Source organism: Streptomyces sp. AV19, assembly GCF_015999245.1.
GTDB lineage: Bacteria > Actinomycetota > Actinomycetes > Streptomycetales > Streptomycetaceae > Streptomyces.
On sequence record NZ_JAEAMR010000022.1, the window covers coordinates 736198 to 755230 of the forward strand.

At 75.3% G+C, this 19033-nt stretch carries 20 protein-coding genes; 10 read left to right on the forward strand and 10 right to left on the reverse strand.

Annotated elements, in window-relative coordinates; all coding sequences use genetic code 11:
- Positions 1-93 precede the first annotated feature (93 nt).
- Complete coding sequence (locus I5Q34_RS31370) at positions 94-489, reverse strand: rodlin (protein ID WP_199895837.1); 396 nt, start codon at positions 487-489, stop codon at positions 94-96.
- Between the two features lie 195 nt (positions 490-684).
- Between I5Q34_RS31370 and I5Q34_RS31375 the strand changes: the two genes are divergently transcribed.
- Positions 685-1530, forward strand: coding sequence for an RNA polymerase sigma-70 factor (locus tag I5Q34_RS31375; protein ID WP_199895838.1), 846 nt, complete (start codon positions 685-687; stop codon positions 1528-1530).
- Positions 1531-1542: 12 nt separating this feature from the next.
- Here the strand turns inward: I5Q34_RS31375 and I5Q34_RS31380 are convergent, their stop codons facing one another.
- A complete protein-coding gene (locus I5Q34_RS31380) occupies positions 1543-2178 on the reverse strand; it encodes a TetR/AcrR family transcriptional regulator (protein WP_199895839.1) in 636 nt (211 codons plus the stop codon).
- Positions 2179-2305: 127 nt separating this feature from the next.
- On the opposite strand from I5Q34_RS31380, the gene I5Q34_RS31385 reads away from it, so the two are divergent.
- The 5 genes from I5Q34_RS31385 (at position 2306) to I5Q34_RS31405 (ending at position 5387) form a co-directional block, all read left to right on the forward strand.
- Positions 2306-3007 (forward strand): SDR family oxidoreductase, encoded by a 702-nt coding sequence (locus I5Q34_RS31385; RefSeq protein ID WP_199895840.1) that lies wholly within the window; start codon positions 2306-2308, stop codon positions 3005-3007.
- 47 nt (positions 3008-3054) lie between these two features.
- Positions 3055-3477, forward strand: coding sequence for a tautomerase family protein (locus tag I5Q34_RS31390; protein ID WP_199895841.1), 423 nt, complete (start codon positions 3055-3057; stop codon positions 3475-3477).
- 204 nt (positions 3478-3681) lie between these two features.
- A complete protein-coding gene (locus tag I5Q34_RS31395) occupies positions 3682-4179 on the forward strand; it encodes an NUDIX domain-containing protein (RefSeq protein ID WP_199895842.1) in 498 nt (165 codons plus the stop codon).
- Positions 4180-4292: 113 nt separating this feature from the next.
- Positions 4293-4568, forward strand: a complete 276-nt coding sequence (locus I5Q34_RS31400) for a hypothetical protein (RefSeq protein WP_199895843.1) — start codon at positions 4293-4295, stop codon at positions 4566-4568.
- A gap of 33 nt (positions 4569-4601) precedes the next feature.
- The gene (locus I5Q34_RS31405) at positions 4602-5387 is read left to right on the forward strand and encodes an Fpg/Nei family DNA glycosylase (RefSeq protein ID WP_199895844.1); all 786 of its coding nucleotides are present in this window, start codon (positions 4602-4604) and stop codon (positions 5385-5387) included.
- A gap of 9 nt (positions 5388-5396) precedes the next feature.
- Here the strand turns inward: I5Q34_RS31405 and I5Q34_RS31410 are convergent, their stop codons facing one another.
- Genes I5Q34_RS31410 through I5Q34_RS31420 form a run of 3 tightly spaced genes read right to left on the reverse strand, consistent with a single transcriptional unit; the run spans position 5397 to position 8164 of the window.
- Positions 5397-5963, reverse strand: coding sequence for a class I SAM-dependent methyltransferase (locus tag I5Q34_RS31410; RefSeq protein ID WP_234429711.1), 567 nt, complete (start codon positions 5961-5963; stop codon positions 5397-5399).
- A gap of 51 nt (positions 5964-6014) precedes the next feature.
- Positions 6015-6992, reverse strand: coding sequence for a 2-hydroxyacid dehydrogenase (locus I5Q34_RS31415; protein WP_199895845.1), 978 nt, complete (start codon positions 6990-6992; stop codon positions 6015-6017).
- Positions 6989-8164, reverse strand: coding sequence for a lactate 2-monooxygenase (locus I5Q34_RS31420; RefSeq protein WP_199896067.1), 1176 nt, complete (start codon positions 8162-8164; stop codon positions 6989-6991). The genes I5Q34_RS31415 and I5Q34_RS31420 overlap by 4 nt, the downstream gene beginning before the upstream one ends.
- Positions 8165-8283: 119 nt before the next feature.
- Between I5Q34_RS31420 and I5Q34_RS31425 the strand changes: the two genes are divergently transcribed.
- Both I5Q34_RS31425 and I5Q34_RS31430 read left to right on the forward strand, forming a co-directional pair.
- The gene (locus I5Q34_RS31425; RefSeq protein WP_199895846.1) at positions 8284-9447 is read left to right on the forward strand and encodes a CdaR family transcriptional regulator; all 1164 of its coding nucleotides are present in this window, start codon (positions 8284-8286) and stop codon (positions 9445-9447) included.
- A gap of 82 nt (positions 9448-9529) precedes the next feature.
- The gene (locus I5Q34_RS31430) at positions 9530-10420 is read left to right on the forward strand and encodes an aminoglycoside phosphotransferase family protein (RefSeq protein WP_199896068.1); all 891 of its coding nucleotides are present in this window, start codon (positions 9530-9532) and stop codon (positions 10418-10420) included.
- 127 nt (positions 10421-10547) lie between these two features.
- Here the strand turns inward: I5Q34_RS31430 and I5Q34_RS31435 are convergent, their stop codons facing one another.
- A complete protein-coding gene (locus tag I5Q34_RS31435) occupies positions 10548-11096 on the reverse strand; it encodes a hypothetical protein (protein ID WP_277965474.1) in 549 nt (182 codons plus the stop codon).
- Positions 11097-11208: 112 nt separating this feature from the next.
- Here I5Q34_RS31435 and I5Q34_RS31440 point away from each other — a divergent pair, with 112 nt between their 5' ends.
- Complete coding sequence (locus tag I5Q34_RS31440; protein ID WP_199895847.1) at positions 11209-12132, forward strand: hypothetical protein; 924 nt, start codon at positions 11209-11211, stop codon at positions 12130-12132.
- A gap of 36 nt (positions 12133-12168) precedes the next feature.
- Here I5Q34_RS31440 and I5Q34_RS31445 read toward each other — a convergent pair whose 3' ends face one another.
- Entirely contained in the window at positions 12169-13104 is a 936-nt protein-coding gene (locus tag I5Q34_RS31445; protein WP_234429712.1) for a GNAT family N-acetyltransferase, read from the reverse strand.
- 52 nt (positions 13105-13156) lie between these two features.
- A complete protein-coding gene (locus I5Q34_RS31450; RefSeq protein ID WP_199895849.1) occupies positions 13157-13750 on the reverse strand; it encodes a hypothetical protein in 594 nt (197 codons plus the stop codon).
- 90 nt (positions 13751-13840) lie between these two features.
- On the opposite strand from I5Q34_RS31450, the gene I5Q34_RS31455 reads away from it, so the two are divergent.
- Positions 13841-14077: a hypothetical protein gene (locus tag I5Q34_RS31455; RefSeq protein WP_199895850.1), complete on the forward strand. Its 237-nt coding sequence runs from the start codon at positions 13841-13843 to the stop codon at positions 14075-14077.
- A gap of 81 nt (positions 14078-14158) precedes the next feature.
- On the opposite strand, the gene I5Q34_RS31460 is transcribed toward I5Q34_RS31455, so the two are convergent.
- Positions 14159-16753 carry a condensation domain-containing protein gene (locus I5Q34_RS31460; RefSeq protein ID WP_199895851.1) on the reverse strand — a complete coding sequence of 865 codons (2595 nt, stop codon included), beginning with the start codon at positions 16751-16753 and terminating at the stop codon, positions 14159-14161.
- On the reverse strand, positions 16750-19033 hold a 2284-nt coding region (locus I5Q34_RS31465), incomplete at its 5' end, for a non-ribosomal peptide synthetase (protein ID WP_374193077.1). The genes I5Q34_RS31465 and I5Q34_RS31460, both read right to left, overlap by 4 nt.

Consider the following 19033-nt stretch of genomic DNA (forward strand, 5'->3'; position numbering starts at 1 on the left):
TCCCCGCGGACGCCTGCCAGGGCGTCCGCGGGGACCGGGAGGCGCTCGGGCGGTACTTCGTCCTCGTACCGCCCGTGTGAGCGCCGGGCGGCGTCACTCGTTGCCGAAGCCGTTGCCCGCGATCAGGGCGATGCCGTCGGCGATGTGCGAGAGCTGGTCGTCGCCGTCGTTGATGACCGAGTTGTCGGTGCACTGCTGCATCTGCTGCGACGTGGCGATCGGCACGTCCTGGATCCCGAGGTTGATCAGGATGCCGATGACCGATTGGAGGCCGAGCTTGCCGATGCCCAGGCACGGCTTGTTGAGCGTGCCCTCGATGGCCGTCATCTGTGGGCTTGCCTTGCCCCCGGTGGCGGCGTTCCCGTAACCGGACTTCGCGCCGTTCGCGTTGACGGTGTCCTGCCCGCCGCCGACGGCCATGGCCGGGGTGGCGGTCGCGCCGAGCGCGGATGCCGTCATCGCGGCCGTGACCAGTACCTTCTGCAGCACGTCTGCGCCTTTCGATCGACCAGAGCTCTCCCAGTCGAGAGCACCGTGAGCAACTCGGCGCCTTCCGGGAAGTTCCGGAATGTCACCCCTTCGCACCAGCGGCCGCCCGGCGACCGGCTCGCGCGTACCATCGCCGTCCGGCGCAGGCCGGCGCCCGGTTATTCTGGGCGGATCCGCCGCCGAGCCGGGAGAGAAGTGACCGACGAGTTCGAGGCCCTGCGCCCGATGCTGCTGGGGCTGGCCTACCGGATGCTGGGCAGCATGTGGGACGCCGAGGACGTGGTGCAGGAGGCGTACGTGCGCTGGCTGCGCACCGACCGCGCCGAGGTGCGCGAGCCGAGGGCCTTCCTCGCCACCGTCGTCTCCCGCCTGGCCCTGAACCAGCTCCGTTCCGCGCGGGTCACCCGGGAGTCCTACCCGGGCTCCTGGCTCCCGGAGCCGGTCGCCACGGACACCGCCGGCCCCCTGGACACCGCCGAGCTCCGCGACACCCTCTCCTACGCGACACTCCACCTGATGGAACGTCTCACCCCGCCGGAACGCGCGGTGTTCGTCCTGCGGGACGCCTTCGAGATGCCGTACGAGCAGATCGCCGAGGTCGTCGGCGCCTCCGCCGCCACCTGCCGGCAGACCCACCGCCGCGCCCTCGGCCACCTCGCCGCCGCCCGCAAGCGCGGCCGGCCCTCCCGAGAGGAGCACGAACGCCTGCTCACCCGCTTCCTGGACGCGGCGGCCGGCGGCGATCTCGCCGCGCTCAAGGACCTGTTGAGCGCCGACGTGACCGCCTGGAGCGACGGCGGCGGCAAGGTCCGCGCGGCCCTGCGGCCCATCGTCGGCTTCGACAAGGTCGCGGCGTTCGTCCTCGGGCTGACGCGCAGGCACGAGATCTCCTGGACCCGGATCGTGGACGCCAACGGCCGGCCCGCCGTCCGGCTGGCCTCGGGCGATCGGGAGCAGCTCGTCCTGGCGGACATCCACGACGGCCGCATCCACGCGCTCTACACCGTGCTCAGCCCGGACAAGCTGCAACGCGTGGGCTGAGGGGCGCCGGGCTCAGCCGGCGTCCTCGGACGGGCCCCCGCGGCCGGGGGCGTTGTCGTCGCCGTCCAGGAAATGGCCGCGGACCGCGGCGAGGACGCGGTCCGACAGCTCGTCACCGGCGCAGGCGCGGGACAGGATCACCGCGCCGACCATGGCGGAGAGTTCGACGAGTACGGACTCCCCGTCCGCCCCGGCGTCACCGGACCGGCCCTCCAGCCGCCCCATGCCGTCGATCAGATTCCGCAGGCCGTCGGTGAAGGCCGCGCGCAGCGGGGCACCGGGTTCCGCGCGCGCGGCGTCCACCGCCAGCGCCGTGGCGGGGCACCCCAGGGCGGGGTTGTCGCGGTGCAGGGCGGACAGATAGGCCGTCAGGAAGGCGGTCCGGGCGGGGACATCGCCCGTGGCGTGCTCCTCGGCGAGGTCCTCCAGGGCCGCGAGGCGCTCGGCGAACGCGGCCGAGCACGCCCGGGCGACGAGGTCGTCCTTCGAGGCGAAGTGGCGGTAGAACCCGCCGTGGGTCAGCCCGGCCGCCGCCATCACCTGCGGAACGCTCACCTTGCCGGCGCCGCGCTCGCGCACCAGCCTCGACGTGGCCGCGACGACTTCCTCGCGGTGCCGCTCGGCCTCGGCCCGGGACGCTCGGGGCATGCTCTGCACTTCCTTCCGTGGCCTTGCCGGACCCGGGGACGGGGGCCGGCGCTGCGCCAAGGATACTTCCGCTCCCGCTATAGATGATGCTTATAATCTATTCACTCGTTGCCGAAGGGGGTCGGACATGGTCGCAATCGATGGTTCCGTGGTGCTGGTGACCGGTGGTCAGCGCGGGATCGGCAAGGCACTGGCCGAGGCGCTTTTGCGCCGTGGGGCGGCGAAGGTCTACGCGACCGCGCGGAAACCCGGCCCCACGGGGGACCCGCGCGTCGTGGCCGTCCCCCTGGAGGTCACCGACCCCGGCTCGGTCTCGGCGCTCGCCGAACGGGCCCGGGACGTGAACATCGTCGTCAACAACGCCGGGATCCTGCTCCCGTCCGCCCTGCTGAAGGCGGACATGGCCGACGTCGTCGCGACGTTCGACACCAACGTCTTCGGGGCCCTGCGCGTGGCGCAGCACTTCGCCCCGGTCCTGGCGGCGAACGGCGGCGGGGCCCTGGTCGACATGCACTCCGTGCTCTCCTGGGGCGCCGGTGCCGCCGCCTACGGCGCCTCCAAGGCCGCGCTGTGGTCGGTCACCAACTCCCTGCGGATCGAGCTCGCGCCGCAGGGGACCCAGGTCGTCGGCGTGCATCTCGGTTTCGCCGACACGGAGATGGTCGCGGGACTCCCGGCCGGGAAGATTCCGCCCGCCCGGGTCGCCGAAGCGGTCCTCGACGGCATCGAGGACGGCAGCGACGAGGTGCTCGTCGACGCCGTGACCAGGCGGATGAAGGCGGCGCTCGCCGGGCCGGTGGAAGGGCTCACCGTTCCCTTCGGGCGCTGAAGCACGGAAGTGCTGAAGCAACACCGTCACTTGCGAAGGAGAGAGCAATGCCCCTGTGGCACGTCCACCATCCGGTCGGTGCCTATTCCGCGCGGCAGAAGCGGGAGTTCGCCGCCGACGTCACGGAGTTCTACACCCGGTTCGGCCTGCCGAAGTTCTACGTGGTCACCCTCTTCCACGAGGTCGAGGAGTCCTCGTTCCTGGTCGGCGGAGAGCCTTCGGGCGCGACCGTGCGGATCGTCGTCGAGCACATCGCCCGTCATGTGGAGGATCCGGACGTGCGGACGAGGATGAGCGAAGCGCTGGGGCGTCTGGTGGCTCCGCATACTCAAGAGCGCGGTTTCCACTGCGAGTTCCATGTCAACGAGACGCCCAGGGATCTGTGGATGATCGACGGGATGGCGCCTCCGCCCTCCCGCAGCGAAGCCGAGCGGCTCTGGGTGCGCGAGAACCGCCCTGTCGCCTACTGACGCGCGGATACAGCGATACGCCGCCCTGTCCGCCGGGGCGGCGTTCCCGTTTGCCCCCGGTGCGGGGCGCAGCGTGTCCTTCACCCGTTCGGCCCTGTTGGACAGTGGGGCGGATGTGTGTCGCGTCCGCGGCAGTGCGCTGTGGGGCGGCGGTTCGGCCGTACCCGGTGCCCCGGCGACGCCCCTGCGCGAAAGGTGAACACGTTGAGCAAGCATCCTCTGATGCCCCGGGCCGACTGGCTCGCCACCCGGCCCAGGGTCCTCTCGTCGGCCTCGTCGGTCGTCCACGACGCGGAGCGGCGGATCCTGCTGCTGCACGCGAGCTGGGTGGACGAGTGGCAGTTCCCCGGGGGCGGGCAGGACGAAGGGGAGGACCTCTGGCAGACCGCGGTGCGGGAGACGGCCGAGGAGACCGGCCTCGGCATGCCGCCGCACCCCGAACTGCTGGCCGTGGACTGGGGATTCCACCCCGAGGGCATCGCCGAGTGCTGGGCCCTGTTCAAGGGGCCCCTCGTGGATCCGGCCCGCATGGACATCAGGCTGTCCGACGAGCACGACGACTGGCGGATGCTCACCGCGGAGGAGTGGGCGCCCCTGGTGCACCCCGGGCAGGCCCGCGTCCTGGCCGTCGCCCAGGACGGCCTGCGCGGCGGACGCTGTGCCTACTTGCGCAACGGCAGTCATCTGGAGGACATGCGCTGACGGCCGAGGGGTGGCGGCGTGGTCTGCCCGGAGGCGAGGTCGAACAAGGAGTGACCGGCGGGTCACTTTCGGGCGGTTCGTGTCGTGTGTCCGGTTCCGCTCGTTGGCAGGGCATGAGCCACCGCACCATGACCCGCATCGCCCTCGGGGCGCTCCTCCTCGCCACCGGCGGTGTCGCCGCCTCGACCGCCACCGCGCACGCCGCCGAGGCCGGGGCGTCCACCGTCGAGCCCGCGGCCGCCGGCCCGTTCACGCGCCTCGTCGGACCCGTCGCCGACGACGTCTCCGCCGAACGGGCCGTCGCCTCCCTCAAGGACGGGGTGAAGGAGCACGTTCCGGGGGAGGTGTCGGGCGGAGTGTCCGTGCACACCCCCCTGTCCCGGCTCTGACGGGCCGGAGGCCCGCGCCGGAGGAGGTGCCGCGTGCCCGAGGGGGACACCGTCTGGCGCACCGCGCGGGACCTCCACGGCGCGCTGGCCGGCGCGCCGTTGACCCGCTGCGACCTGCGCGTGCCGGCCCTCGCCACCACCGACCTCACCGGCCGGCACGTCCTGGAGGCCGTCCCGCGCGGCAAGCACCTGCTCGTCCGCGTCGAGGGCGGCCTCACCCTCCACTCCCACCTCGGCATGGACGGCTCCTGGCGCGTCCACCCGGCCGGAGAAGCGGTACGGACCGGAGGGCACCAGGTCCGCGCCGTCCTGGCCACCGCGGACCACACGGCCGTCGGACACCGCCTCCCGGTCCTCGAACTCCTGCGCACCGCCGACGAGTCCACCGCCGTCGGACACCTCGGCCCCGACCTCCTCGGTCCGGACTGGGACGCGGACGAGGCCGTGCGCCGGCTCCTCGCGGACCCCGGGCGTCCTGTCGGCGAGGCGCTCCTCGACCAGCGCAACCTCGCCGGCATCGGCAATGTCTACAAGAGCGAACTCTGCTTCCTGCTGCGGATCTCGCCCTGGCTGCCGGTCTCCCGGCTGCCGTCGCCCGAGCGCCTGACCGCCCTGGCCAAGAAGCTCCTCGAACTCAACAAGACCCGCACCGCCCGCGTCACCACCGCCGACCCGCGCCCCGACCGGCGCCTGTGGGTCTACGGGCGGGCCGGCCGCCCCTGCCGCCGCTGCGGCGGCCCGGTCGGGGTCGAGGGCCAGGGGCCGCCGGGGCGGGAACGGCCCACGTACTGGTGCCCCCGCTGCCAGGAGGGCGGCTGACCGCACCACTCACCGCCGGTACGCCCGGAAACGGAACCGCCCCTTGCGGACGCTGACCCGGGCCTCGTCGAAGCCCGCCGCCCGCAGCCGGGCGATCAGCGTGCCCGGCGGCACGGGCACGCACGTGTCACCGAGGTGGACCAGCCGGAAGGCCGGCCCGTCCACGGCGTCGCAGCCCGCGAAGACCCCGCCGGGCCGCAGGACCCGGAACGCCTCCGCGAAGAGCCGGTCCTGCCGCTCCCGCGACGGCACGTGGTGCAGCATCGTGAAGCACGTGACCGAGTCGAACCGCCCCGCGGACACCGGGAGATCGGCCGCGTCGGCGTGCAGGATCTCCGTCCGGTCGCCGAACCGCCGGCACAGCCCCTCGATCGCGGAGCGGTCGATCTCGGCGACGCACAGATTCCGCACCCGTTCCAGCAGGACGCGCGTCGTCACGCCGTAACCGGGGCCTATCTCCAGGGAATCGGAGCCGAGTTGCACGCCGTTGAGCGTCCACGGCAGCAACTCGGTCTCGACCGTGCGGGTCCACCGGCGGGAGCGGCAGAAGAAGCGGTGGTAACGGTTCATCGCCATGCCCCGAGGCTAGGGCAGGGCGCGGCCCGGCAGCCATGGACGGACGCCCTCCTATGCGACCACGTCCCGCGCCGGCTTGCCCTCCAGGTGGTCCAGGACGTTCTGCACGGCCGCCAGCGCGATCCGGACGAGCGTCTCGCGCGTCACGCCGGCCACGTGCGGCGAGAGCACCACGTTCGGGGCCTTGAGCAACCGGAGCGCGGCAGTGGGCGGTTCGGGGTCGAAGACGTCCAGCCCGGCGCCGGCCAGGGCGCCCGACTCCAGGGCGTCGGCCAGGGCGTCCTGGTCGACGAGGGCCCCGCGGGCGGTGTTGACGAGGAACGCCGTGGGTTTGAGCAGGGCCAGGCGCGCGGCGTCGAGGAGGTGGCGGGTGGCGTCGGTGAGGGGCGCGTGCAGCGTCACGTAATCGCTGGTGCGCAGGAGTTCGTCGAGGCCGACGCGGCGTGCGCCGAGCCGTTCCTCGGTCTCCGGAGGGGCGGCCTCGGGGCCGGTGTAGAGGACGTTCATGTCGAACGCGACGGCACGGCGGGCGACTTCCTCACCGATGTGCCCCAGGCCGACGATGCCCAGCGTCTTGCCGGAGAGCTCGGTGATGGACGACTGCAGGCGTGGCAGCGCCCAGTCGGCCGCCACGAGCGCGGTGTGCGCCGGGACCAGCTGTTTGGCCAGGGCGAGCATGAGGGCGAAGGTCTGCTCGGCCACGTTCTGCTTCTCGGCGCCGGTGGAGCCGATCGTGCAGACGGGGATCCCGCGGCGGCGGGCCGCGTCCACGTCGACGTAGTCGAAGCCGTGGCTGGCGCACTGGACCAGCTCCAGGTCCGGCGCGGCGGCGATGTGCTCCGCGGTCACCGGGGCCAGCCCCGTGATCACGACGTGGGCCGCGCGCAGGGCGGCGGGATCCTCGTCGGCGGACTCCACGACGGTGACGGCCGCCCGGCCGGGGAAGAGTCCGCTCAGCGCGGCGCCCGCGGACCGGCCGCCGACGTGCGGGGAGACGACGGCGAGCACGTTCTTGACGTCGGGGCTCATCGCGCCTCCCGGACCAGGTCGGCGGGGGAGAGCGAGTCCGGCCGGGCGTGCCCGGACAGGGCCAGCGTCAGATCGAACTCGGCGAGCAGACAGCGCAGGACGTGCTCCACACCAGCCTGGCCGTCCAGGGCCAGCCCGTACGCGTACGGCCGGCCCAGCAGCACCGCGCGGGCGCCCAGCGCCAGCGCCTTGACGACGTCGTCGCCCGTGCGCACCCCGCTGTCGAAGAACACCTCCAGCCGGTCGCCGGCCGCCGCCACGACGCCGGGCAGGGCGTCGGCCGAGGCGACGGACCCGGCCACCTGGCGGCCGCCGTGGTTGGAGACCACCACGCCGTCCATGCCCGCGTCGGCGGCGAGCCGGGCGTCGTCGGGGTGCAGGACGCCCTTCAGGACGATCGGTCCGTCCCAGTTCTCGCGCAGGAACGCCAGGTCCGGCCAGGTGCGGCCGGGGTCGGAGAACAGGCCCATGAAGTGCCGCACCGCCGCCTGGCGGTCCTCGGCCACCGGTCTGGCCAGGCCCGCCAGGAACGCCGGGTCGCTGAAGTAGTTGGCGGTGCCGAGCCCGTGCATGAACGGCAGGTACGCCTGGTCGAGGTCGCGCGGGCGCCAGGCCAGCATCGGGGTGTCGAGGGTGACGAACAGCGCGCTGTAGCCGGCCGCCTTCGCCCGGGCCAGGAAACTCCGCGTCACCTCGCGGTCCCTGGACCAGTACAGCTGGAACCACCGCTCCCCGTCGCCCATCGCCTCGGCGACCTCCTCCATCGGCGTGCTCGACGCCGAGGAGAGGGTGTACGGCACGCCGTGCGCCGCGGCGGCGCGGGCCGCGGCCGGCTCGGCGCCCGGGTGCAGGATCGTCAGGATGCCGACCGGCCCCAGCGCCAGCGGGGTCGGCAGCCGCCGTCCGAGCACCTCCACGGACAGGTCGCGCTCGTGGACGTCCCGCAGCATCCGGGGCACGATCCGCCACCGTTCCAGGGCCGACCGGTTCGCGCGGACGGTGCTGCCGTCGCCCGCGCCGCCCGCCACGTACCCCACCGGGCCCGGGCCCAGCCGGCGTTCGACGAGCGCCTCCAGCCGGGTCAGGTCGGTGGGCAGCCGGGGCACGGCGCCCATCAGGCCGTTGAGGTAGATCTCGTACTGGTGGTCCGCCCAGGGCTGTGTACTCTCCATCGCCGTACTCTCCATCGCCCGGTCCCGCCTCCCGTGGTCGTCGATGCTCACGATCCTTACGGGAGTGACAAGTTCCGTCCATGGTGGTGCGCAGGATGTTCGGCTGCGATTATCACCCTGTGACAAAAACCCGCGAGCGCATACGGCGGGAACTGACCGCCGACCCCCGCCTCGTCCAGGCCGTCGTCGACGCGGTGCACGACCGGGTCCCGGCCTACGCCGACCTCGACGGCGAGCGGCTCCTCGAGGTGCGCGCCATCGCCGGCTGGGCCGTGGAACGGCTGCTGCACCTGTGGGCCGTCGACGACACCGTCGGACCGGACGAACTGCGCCGCTTCCGGGGCATCGCGGCGGCCCGCGCGGCCGACGGACGCCCGCTGCAGGCCGTGCTCCGCGCCTACCGCGTCGCGGCCGCCGTGCTCGTCGACGAGGTCGCCGCCCGCGCGCCGCGGTCCGCCGCCGCGGACGCCTTCGCCCTGACCCGGCACGTGCTCGCCACCCTGGACGCCCTGTCCGAGGCGATGGCCGGCGCCTACACGGCCACCAGCGAGCAACTGGCCGGCGACCGCGCCCGGGCCCTGCGCCTGCTCCTCGACGACCTGATCGCCGGACGGCACGCCTCCGCCGGCGCCGCCGCCGACCGGGCGGCCCGGCTGGGCGTCCAACTGCCCGCTCCCTACTGCCTGCTGGCCGCCGAACCCGACGGCTGCCCGGGCGCCGCGCTCCCGCAGGAGACGGCCCTGGACCTCCTCGCCGCCCTGGCCGGCGACGCCACACCGCTGGTGACCGCCCACGGCCGCCGTGCCGTCCTCCTCCTGCCCGCCGCGTCCGCCCGCACCGTGGCGCCCGTCCTGCGCGAGCGCGGGTGGCGCGGCTGCGCGATCCAGGGCGAGGGCCTCGACCGCGTCGCCGTCGCCCACCGCCTCGCCGACGGCGCCCTGGACGCCGCGCCCCCGCACGCCCGCCGCCCCGGCCGCCTGCTCACCGACGCCGACGCGCACGTCCTCGCCCTCCTCGGCGGCCACCCGGCCGCCGCTCCCGACCGCATCGCCCACCTCGTCCTCGGCCCCCTGACCGAACCGGACCACCGCCACCTGCTCGCCGCCCTCACCGCCTACCTGGACACCGGTTCGGCCACCGCAGCGGCCCGGACCCTGCACCTGCACCCGCAGTCCCTGCGCTACCGCCTGCGGCGGGCGCGGGAACTGACCGGGCTGGACGAGCGGGACCCGTGGGAGCGGCTGATGCTGGACATCGCGCGGACGGTGGGTGCCCGGGCGTGAGCCCCGGCGGCCGCCGGGGCGCAAAAGCCTTTGACGCCCGCCCGCGTCCGGCGGTCGGATGCCGCCCGTGAGCACAGGACAGATGCATCCCGGCCAGTACCCCATCGACGACAACCTCGTACGGCGGCTGGTCGCCGGGCAGTTCCCGCGGTGGGCGGGGCTCGCGGTGCGGCGGGTCGCGTCCGGGGGCACCGTCAACGCCATGTACCGGCTGGGCGACGACATGGCCGTACGGCTGCCGCTGGCGCGGGGCGGGGCCGGGGACGTGCGGAGGGAGCAGGAGTGGCTGCCCCGCCTCGCGTCCCGGCTGCCGGCCGCCGTGCCCGAGGTGCTCGGGGCCGGGGAGCCCGCCGAGGGGTATCCGTGGCCGTGGTCGGTGCACCGCTGGCTGGCGGGGGAGAACCCCGAGGCCGGGGCGCCGGCCGAGCCCGTGCTGCTGGCCCGGGACCTGGCCGGGTTCGTGACGGCGATGCGGAGCGTCACCCTGCCGGGGGCGCCGGAGGCTCATCGCGGCGGGCCCCTCGCCCTGCTCGGCGCGGAGACCGCGGCGGCGATCGAGGAACTGCGCCGGATCCCGGAAGAGGGCGTGGACTGCGACGCCGCAGCCGCCGTATGGGAGGACGTGCTACGGACCCCGGCCCGGGACGTGCCGCCGGTCTGGCTGCACGCCGACCTGATGCCGGGCAACCTCCTGGTGGACGGCGGAGGCAGGCTGGCCTCGGTCATCGACTTCGGGTGCCTGGGGGCGGGCGATCCGGCCTGCGACCTGTTCCCCGCGTGGAACCTGCTGCCGGCCGGCGCGCGGGAGGTCTTCCGCGCGGCGCTCGGTGTGGACGACGCGACCTGGACCCGCGGCCGGGCCCGGGCGCTCTCGCAGGCACTGATCGCGCTGCCGTACTACCGGGGGACGAACCCGACGATGGCGGACAACGCCCGGTATGTGATCCGGGAGGTGCTGGGACAGGCCACCTGAGTGGGGGCGGTGGGCGGGCATGGGCCGTTCGGCTCCGGACGGCGCCACCACCGCCCGGCACGGCGGCGTGGCGCCGGGACGCACGAGAGGAGACGCCGGTGACCTGGGGCGGCGCCGCTGAGCCTGCTCAGCGCACCCTGATGTCCCCGTCCGGGACGTCCTCCACCGTGACCGCGCCCCGCGGCTGTCCCAGCCCGCGCGCCACCGCCTCCGCCACTCCGGCCGGATCCGGGTGCGTCGGGTACGGCACCTCCTCGCCCTCGCCGTAGCTCTCGATCGCCTTCGTCAGATAGCCCGGGTGCCAGGCACCGACGGCGCCCCTGACCTCGACCGCGGCCACCTGCCGGGCGCCGACGCGCTCGCGCAGGGCCGGGAGGATCGCGTCGGAACGGTACTCGCCGGGCACCTGGAACAGGCTCGCGTGGGCCCCCACCAGGCCGCCGTCCCGCAGGCGGACGGTGACGGTCAGACAACTGGTCACGGACGGGTAGAGGATGCTCCCGCCGGGGGCGGCCTCCCGCACCTGGCCCTCGGTGATCCGCACCTCGGCCGTCCGCACCGCGGCCGGGGCCGGCGCGGCGGCGGAGGCCGTGGCGGGCAGGGCCGGTACGGCCGCCACCGCGGCCAGGAGGACTATGGCCGGGATCGACCGGCGGGCGGGACGGATGATGGACACGGGAGTTCCTCTCGCTGTGCGGACCTGGGACAGCGAGCACAATAGTTCGGGTGCGGGCGACGGACGTCCCGGGCCGGACACTTCGGAAACGAGTGAAAAGAGCGTCAGCGAGATGAGCATCACCGTGGAGTACGACCGGGACGCGGACGCCGACGTCCACCTCTACGAGGAGCTGTACGCCGGGCTCCCGGTCCCCGCGCCCGACCTCACCCGGGAGGACCTGGACCGGCCGGCGGCCGTCGCCGTCGCCCGCCGCCCCGACGGCGAACTGCTGGGCTGGGCCGAGGTCCACGACCACGACGACCGCACCGCCGACGCCCAGTGGCTGCTCGTCTCCCGCGAACGCGAACGCATCAGCACCGGCCGTGCCGTCCGCCGCGCGGCGACCGACGAGGACCTCGAGACGGTGGTGCGCCTGCTGCGCGGCGCCGCCAACAGCGCCGCGGCCGCCGGGCGCACCGCCCTGGAATGGGACGGCAGCGGGGACGGCCTCGACGCGCGGATCGCGGCCGAACTCGGCGCCGAGGAGAGCGAGGAGCTCGGCCGCCGCTGGACGACGACCGCGCCGCTCGCCGACTGGCGGCCCCAGCAGGATCTCCCGCCGGTCACCGTCCGCCCCGTCCCCGGGAAGCCGGACGCGCGACTGCTCGCGGAGCACGCCCGCTTCTACTCCGACGTCACCGGGCAGCCCTACACCCCCGAGGACGCCGCCGAAGTCCACGCCGACCTCCCCCCGCTCCCGCAGGCGACCCTGGACCTGCTCACCCCGGCCGGGGACGTCGCGGCCCAGGCCACCGCCGTGATCCTCGACGAGACGGCCCACGTCGACGTGATCTTCCGCTCGCAGGCGGCCGACACGGAAGCGGCAGTACTGACCGCCTTTGTCGCCGAACTCGTCGCCCTGCTGCGCCGCGAACACCCCGGCGCCGGAACCCTGGAGGTCCAGGAGCACGGAGACCCGGTCACGGCCGAGGCCCTCGCCGCGGCGGGACTGTGCGTCACCGACCGCTGGTGCCGCTACCGGATGGGGCTCTGAGGGCAGAGGGCGAGCGGGCGTCGGCACCCGTGTGAATCACGGGAGTTGAGCACCCTGAGCGAGGCCGTCGTGCCGCCAGGTCAGCACGATCTCGCGCTCGAAGCCGACGTACCCCGCGCGCCGGAAGGCGTTCGCCATGGGGGAGTTGCCCAGATCCGTGGCCGCCCGGACGCGGGGGACGCCCCGGCGGGCGAGGACGCGGGTGCCCTCGGCGAGGAGGTCGTCGGCGTAGCGGTTGCCGCGGTGCGCGGGCAGGACGGCGAGGCAGGCGATGATCGCGTGGTAGTCGTTGCGGGCCGGGACCACGAACCCCACGGCCTCGCCGTCGGGCAGGGTCGCGACGCGCCACCAGTCGCGTTGGCCGGTGAAGCGCGCGAGGTCGTCCTCGTAGTGGGCGACCGCCGCCTCACGGGGGGACATCCGGGCCAAGTCGGCACGGCTGTAGGCGTCCAGCGTCCCGTCCAGGGCCGAGGTCATGAGGGCGAGCAGCTCCTCCGTGTCCCGGACGGGGCGGAAGGCGAGGCGTCCGGCCGGCTCGGGGACCGGGGTCCCGGGGTGCCATTCCAGGCGGAGGTGTTCGACGAACGGGCGGGCGCCCGCGCGCTCCGCGATGGTCATGCGGTCCTGGACGGCCTGCCGGGTGGCGGCGTCGTCACGCCAGCCGGGCGGGACGAAGCGGCTGTATTCACCGGTGCCCGGGACGGACTTCATGGCCGTGCGCAGGAGGCGTACGCCGACGCCCACGCGGTCGGCGGCGGGGAGGGCGTCGTCCACGTCCAGCACGTCCAGCAGCGACGCCGGTCCCCACCAGGCGGCCCGGGCCAGCAGCCGGTCACCGCGCAGCGCCACCCACATCCGCTCCGCCTGCCGGCGGCCCTCGGCGAGGTCGTCGGCGAGCTCCTCGTCGAGGACGTAGGGCAGTCGGCGGAAGAGGCCGAGTTCGTCAGGTCCGGCGAGTGGACGGAGGATCAAGTCACGTGTGTTCACGGGGGCTACGTCTATCCGGAACCGGACCCGTGTGCCATCAGGTTTCGCGGGCGTGCCAGGCGTCGAATTCCTCGACCGTGGCGACGCCTTCGTCCAGGACCGCCCGGTAGACCTCGTAACTCGGCACCCGCGCCGTGCCCTCGTCCCGCCCGGCCAGCTCGTGCTTGATGGTGAGGATCGCCGCGCGGTGCGCCTCGGTCAGCCGGGGCGGGAGTTCTGTGAGGTGGGCCAAGTCGGGCTGGCGGTCCGGCTCGTCGACGAACCAGAGGTCCAGGGTCCACTCCCGGCCCCCGGCCGAGCGGTATGCGACGCCCAGGTAGAGGCCGTCGGGGTAACGGGGGTCGGTGTTCCAGTGGCCGGTGTCGTCGCGGAAACGGACCTCGCGGACGCGGTCGTGGACCGCGAGGCGGGCGCCGATGCCGGCGACGAGGGCCTTGGCGGCGTCGTCGAGGACCGGGCAGACGACCGTGACGTCGAGGTCGCGCCGCACCATCAGCCCCAGCGCCGCGCTGCCGACCCGCACCGCCTCGCCCGCCGGGTCCAGCAGCTCCGCCAGACCGAGGTCGGCGGCCACGGCATCGGCCTCGGTCCGGAGCCGTTCCTGTTGTCGCGTGAGGTCATCGGGGCGCACGCGGTCCAGTATGCGCCGGGCGGGTGCAGCCCCGCCGACCCGCCCGCCGGTGGCTTGCCTCCGGCCGCCCCGCTCCGCACGATGCGGCGCATGGCACATTGCGAAGTCTGCGGCAATGACTACCACCTCGCCTTCACCGTGGAGACCCGGGACGGGGCGAGGCACGTCTTCGACTCCTTCGCCTGCGCGATCCACCGCATGGCGCCCGTCTGCGAACACTGCGAGGCCCGGATCATCGGGCAGGGTATGGAGGCCGGAGGGCACTGGTACTGCGGGGCGCACTGCGCCCGCGCGGAGGGGAAGGTGGGCCTCGTCGACCACGTGTGATCCCCGGTGCGACGCCGGGCGGGCAGATCGGTGCCCGCCCGGCGTCCTTGTGCGCATCGCGGTGCGTATCGCGCCCGGCCGTCAGCCGCGCAGCATCTCCGCGAGCACCGGCCGCCAGTCCTCGCCCGGCCGCCCGGCCAGGTGCTCGGCGAGGGCCTCCGTCCGGTAGCGGTGCCGGTGCAGCAGGCCCGGACCGGACTCCGGGGACGGGACGACGGCACTGGGGCTGCCGAGCAGCCGGACCAGCTCACCGGCCCACTCCGACCAGGCCACGTGCCCGCCCACGGCGTTCACCACACCGTCCACCGGCCGCTCCGCGCAGTGCGCCACGGCCCGCGCCAGCGCCGCCGCGTGCACCCACGGGGCGCCGGACCACGCGTCGCCCGAGGGCGGGACGGCGCCCGCCGGGGGCAGGACGACCGGCTCGCCCGCCCTGGCGGCCTGGTAGAGGGCACCGGTCGCACCCCAGCGGAGCTGGTCGCGCAGGCGCGGATGCGCGCCCCAGACGATGGGCGCGCGCACCACGCTCGCCCCGCCCCGCGGACCCGCGGCCGCCATCAGCATCCGCTCGCACTCGAGCTTGGCCCGCCCGTACGAGGACAACGGCTCCTCGGACGGCGCCTCCTCCGCGACATCGGCCACGGACGGCATGCCGTACGCGTCGACGCTGCTGACGAAGACGAACGGGCCCTCGCGGCGGGCGGACAGCAGGGCGCGCATCGCCGCCACGTCCACCTCCGGCGAGGTGAAGGTGCACGCCGCGTGGACGACGGCGTCCACCCCCTCGGCCGCGGCCCGCAGGCTCTCCGGGTCGGCGAGGTCGCCCTCGACGAGCTCCGCGTCCACGCCGTCCGGCACCAGGTGAGCCGACTCCGGGCGCACCAGCGCCCGCACCGGACGCCCCCGGGCGGCCAGTTCCCGCAGGACGAACGCCCCGACGCCGCCCGTGCCGCCGGTGACCAGCGTCGTACCGGTCCGCACCGCGCCGCCGGCCCGGCTGGGATGGCGCGCCGCCCGCTGCCGGGTGCGCTCCTCCAGCACCGCCGCGATCGCCCGCGGGGTGCGGTGCTCCAGGACGTCGAGGCCGGTGAACGGGGCGCCGAAGCGCTCCCGCAGCCGCTCGGCGACCCGGACCGCGAGGAGGGAGTGCCCGCCCAGGAGGAAGAAGTCCCCGTCCGGGCCCGGGCGTTCGCCCAGCAGGTCCGCGAACACCGCCTCCACCGCCCGCACCGAGGCCGCGGCGGCCCGCGGCGCGGGGGCGTCCGGCCGCGCCGGGGCCCCGACGGGAGTCCCGCGGACGAGGGGGCGGGCGCCGGGCGTCGTCGCCACGGTCGTCAGCAGCTCCGTGAAGGCGGACAGCAGCTCCCGCGCCGTCTCCCCGGACAGGCGCCCGGTGTCGTACTGCACCACGCACCGCTCGGGGGCCTCGCCCGACGCCTCCTCCAGGAAGAAGCCGAGGCCGAACTTGGCCGTGCCCAGCGGGATCTCGACCGCCTCGGCCGCCGTCCCGCCGAGATCCAGGACGACCGGGCGGCCCGGCACGTCCGCGGTGACGCCCACCAGCGGATTGCCCGCCTCGTCGCGGGCCGCCGCGCCCAGGCGCTCCACGACCGCGTCGAAGGGGACGTGGCGGTACTGCTGCGCCCGCAGCACCTCGTCGCGCACCCGCCCCAGCAGGTCCGGGAAGTCGGCGGCGCCGGACAGGTCCGGGCGGACGGCGAGCGTGTTGACGCACAGTCCGACGAGGCCGCGCGCCTCCGCCCGGTCGCGGTGGCTGCTCGCGCAGCCGATGACCAGGTCCTCCTCGCCGGTCGCCTCCAGCAGCGTCGCGAACGCGGCGGCGAGGACGACGGTGAACAGGGTGGCCCGGTGCGAACGGCCCACCGAACGAAGGCCGTCGGCCGTGCCCGGCGGCAGCGGTGCCGTCAGGAGGCGGCCCGTGCCGCGCGAGCCGCCGGGGCGCGGTGCGGGCAGCGCCAGTGGGCGGGCGCCCGCCAGCCGTTCCGTCCAGTACGCCAGGCCCGCCCCGCCGGGGTCGGCCGTCGCGGAGCGCTCGCGGCGGGCGAACTCCGCGTAACGCGGCGCCTCGTGGGCCGGATCCCCGGACAGGCCGTCCAGCGCGGCCCGGTAGCGGGACGTCAGCTCGTCGGCGACGAGCTCCAGGGAGCCGCCGTCCATGGCGATGTGATGGAACGTCAGGAGGGCGGTGTGGTCGTCCGGGGCGTGCCGCACCAGCAGGGCGCGCAGGACCGGGCCCGTCGCCAGGTCGAAGGGGCGCGCCGCCTCCTCGTGCAGCAGCCGCCGCGTCTCCTCCGTGCCGGCCGGGGCCTCCACGGTGCGGACCGGGACCGGGGCGGCCGGGGTGACCTCCTGGTACGGCTCGCCGTCGGTGTGCGGGTAGCGGGTGCGCAGCACTTCGTGGCGGCGGACCAGCCCCGTCAGCGCCAGGCCGAACGCCTCCGCGTCGAAGGGGCCGCGCAGCCGGGTCGCGAAGGGCACGTTGTACAGGGCGCCGGCGTGGCCGAGGCGTTCCATCAGCCACATCCGGTGCTGGGCGTGCGACAGCGGTGCCGGGCCGTTCCCGGCGGCCTCCGGGCGCGTGCGGGGGCCTGCCGCGCGGCCGCGGGCCCTGCGCAGCAGTTCCTGCTGGCGTGCGATGTCCTGAGCGGTCGTCATCGGCCGTCCTCCGTACCGTCTGTGCCGAACGCGCCGAATGAAGCGTCCGCGTCGAAGGAGCCGGACAGTTCCCGCTCGACGAGCAGTGCCTGCTCCGCCAGGGTGGGGGCCGCGAAGAACGCGGCGAGCGACAGCTCCACCCCCAGGTCCTCGCGCAGGTCGTCCACGATGCCCAGGGCCAGCAGCGAATGGCCGCCCAGCGCCAGGAAGTCGGCCTCCGGCGCGGTGACCTCGCGCTCCAGGGCCCGGGCCCAGGCGGCGGCGACCGCCTGCTCGATCGGGGTCAACTCCCGTTCCGCAACGGGCTCGTGGTCCTCGCCCGGGGCGGCCGCGAGCGCGTCCCGGTCGACCTTGCCGTTCGCCGTTATCGGCAGGGCGTCCACCACCGACCAGGCGGTCGGTGCGAGGTGGGGCGGCAGCAGGGCGGTCAAGTGGTCGCGCAGGGCGGCCGGGGCGGGCTCCGGGCCGTCGGCGGGTACGACGAACGCGGCCAGCCGCGCGTCCGTGCCGTCCCCGTTCCGCATCACGGTCACCGCCGCGTCCGCCACCCGGTCGTGGGTGCGCAGCGCGTGCTCGACCTCGCCCGGTTCGATGCGGAAGCCGCGGACCTTGATCTGGCCGTCGATGCGGCCGTGGAACTCCAGCGTGCCGTCGGGGCGGGCCGAGACGAGGTCGCCGGTGCGGTAGACCCTGCCCCAGGCGGGGTGGTCGACGAAGCTCTCCGCCGTCCGCTCGGGCTGTCCCGGGTAGCCCGCGGCGAGGCGGGGGCCGCCGATCCACAGTTCGCCCCGGGTGCCGGCGGGCACAGGGGCACCGCCTTCGTCCACGACGTGCGCTGTCGCCCCCGCGACCGGGCGGCCGATGGGCGGCGGGCCGTCGCAGTCGGCCTCGCGGACCCGGTGCGCGGTGGCGACGCTGGTGGCCTCCGTCGGCCCGTAGGCGTTCACCAGCTCCAGCCACGGATGCGCGCGCAGGACCGTACGGGCGTGCCGCGCCGACATCGCCTCCCCGCCGACGACCAGGCCGCGCAGGACGGAGAAGAGCGCCGAGCCGCGCGCGGCGAGGTGGTGGAAGAGCGCCGTCGTCAGGAGCGCCACCGTGGCGCCGAGCCGCTCGGCGTCGCGGGCCAGGCCCTCCAGCGACCGCCGGTCCGCGGTGGAGACGGCCACGGCCGCCCCGTTGGCCAGGGCGAGCCACTCCTCCATCGGGGACGCGTCGAACGTCAGCGGCGAGTGGAACAGGACCCGGTCGCGCGGGGTGAGGGTGAGGTAGTCCGGCGCCGTCACCAGCTCCGCCACGCCCCGGTGGGTGACCGCCACGGGCTTGGGGCGGCCGGTCGAGCCCGAGGTGAACATCACGTAGGCGGTGGCGTCGGGGGCGTACGGGTGCGGCTCCGGCCCGGCGGCCGGCCGCGCGTCCTCGGCGGCGCCGGTCGTCGCCGAGACGCACAGCGCCCGGGCGGCCGGGATGCCGGCGGCCTCCAGGAGGTCCTTGCCGCCCACAGTCACGGTCACGCCGGCGTCGGCCAGCATCTGCTCCGTCCGCACCCGGGGGTACGCGGCGCCCAGCGGCACGTAGTGGCCGCCGGCCCACCAGACGGCGAGCTGGGCGACGACGAGTCCGGGGGAGTGGGGGAGGAGGAGACCGACGGGGGTGCCGGGGGTGACGCCGCGGGCGCGGAGGACGCCCGCCAATTGCCGGGCGGCGTCGGTCAGTTCGGCGTAGGTGAGGGTTGTGGTGCCGTCGGTGAGGGCGAGGGCGGTGGGGGTGGTGGCGTGGGCGAGGATGCGCTGGAGGGTGCCGTGAGTTGAGTTGCCCCCGCCCCGCCCCTTCCCGTTTCCTCCGGGGGCTTCGCCCCCGGACCCCGGAGCCCGCTCGCGCGCGGCGGAGGCGGAACCGCCGTCCTCGGCGGAAGTGCGGGCGTTCGCCGGCATCGTGCTCGTGCCCTGCGGGCCGCGCGGCCGGACCGTGCCCCCGGCGGGCTCCCCGCCGGCCCGCGCGCCGTCACCTGCCGCGTCCGCGGCTGCCGTAGCGTCCGCGTGCGGTGAGGCGCTGACGGCCGCGCGCCCGGATGCGCCGCCTGCGGCCGCGGCACCCGCGCCCTGGCCGGGTACCGCCCCGGGGGCCGCAGCCGCCCCGGGGGCGGCCGTCCGGCCGGGCACGCCATCGGTTCCGGGGGCCATGCCGCCCACCCGGGCCGCGACCAGCGCCGCCCCGCCCCCCCGGTCCGGCGGCCGCCGGGCCGGCGGGGCGCGCCGGCGGGCGCCGCCCGGCGCCGCC

Excerpts from the sequence above, each read along its gene's own strand:
- I5Q34_RS31420 (WP_199896067.1), bottom strand. The coding sequence starts at position 8,164 with ATGGAGAGTACACAGCCCTGGGCGGACCACCAGTACGAGATCTACCTC.
- I5Q34_RS31410 (WP_234429711.1), bottom strand. The coding sequence starts at position 5,963 with ATGGCGATGAACCGTTACCACCGCTTCTTCTGCCGCTCCCGCCGGTGG.
- I5Q34_RS31380 (WP_199895839.1), bottom strand. The coding sequence starts at position 2,178 with ATGCCCCGAGCGTCCCGGGCCGAGGCCGAGCGGCACCGCGAGGAAGTC.
- I5Q34_RS31430 (WP_199896068.1), top strand. The coding sequence starts at position 9,530 with ATGCATCCCGGCCAGTACCCCATCGACGACAACCTCGTACGGCGGCTG.
- I5Q34_RS31440 (WP_199895847.1), top strand. The coding sequence starts at position 11,209 with ATGAGCATCACCGTGGAGTACGACCGGGACGCGGACGCCGACGTCCAC.
- I5Q34_RS31400 (WP_199895843.1), top strand. The coding sequence starts at position 4,293 with ATGAGCCACCGCACCATGACCCGCATCGCCCTCGGGGCGCTCCTCCTC.
- I5Q34_RS31385 (WP_199895840.1), top strand. The coding sequence starts at position 2,306 with ATGGTCGCAATCGATGGTTCCGTGGTGCTGGTGACCGGTGGTCAGCGC.
- I5Q34_RS31455 (WP_199895850.1), top strand. The coding sequence starts at position 13,841 with ATGGCACATTGCGAAGTCTGCGGCAATGACTACCACCTCGCCTTCACC.
- I5Q34_RS31460 (WP_199895851.1), bottom strand. The coding sequence starts at position 16,753 with ATGACGACCGCTCAGGACATCGCACGCCAGCAGGAACTGCTGCGCAGG.
- I5Q34_RS31390 (WP_199895841.1), top strand. The coding sequence starts at position 3,055 with ATGCCCCTGTGGCACGTCCACCATCCGGTCGGTGCCTATTCCGCGCGG.
- I5Q34_RS31415 (WP_199895845.1), bottom strand. The coding sequence starts at position 6,992 with ATGAGCCCCGACGTCAAGAACGTGCTCGCCGTCGTCTCCCCGCACGTC.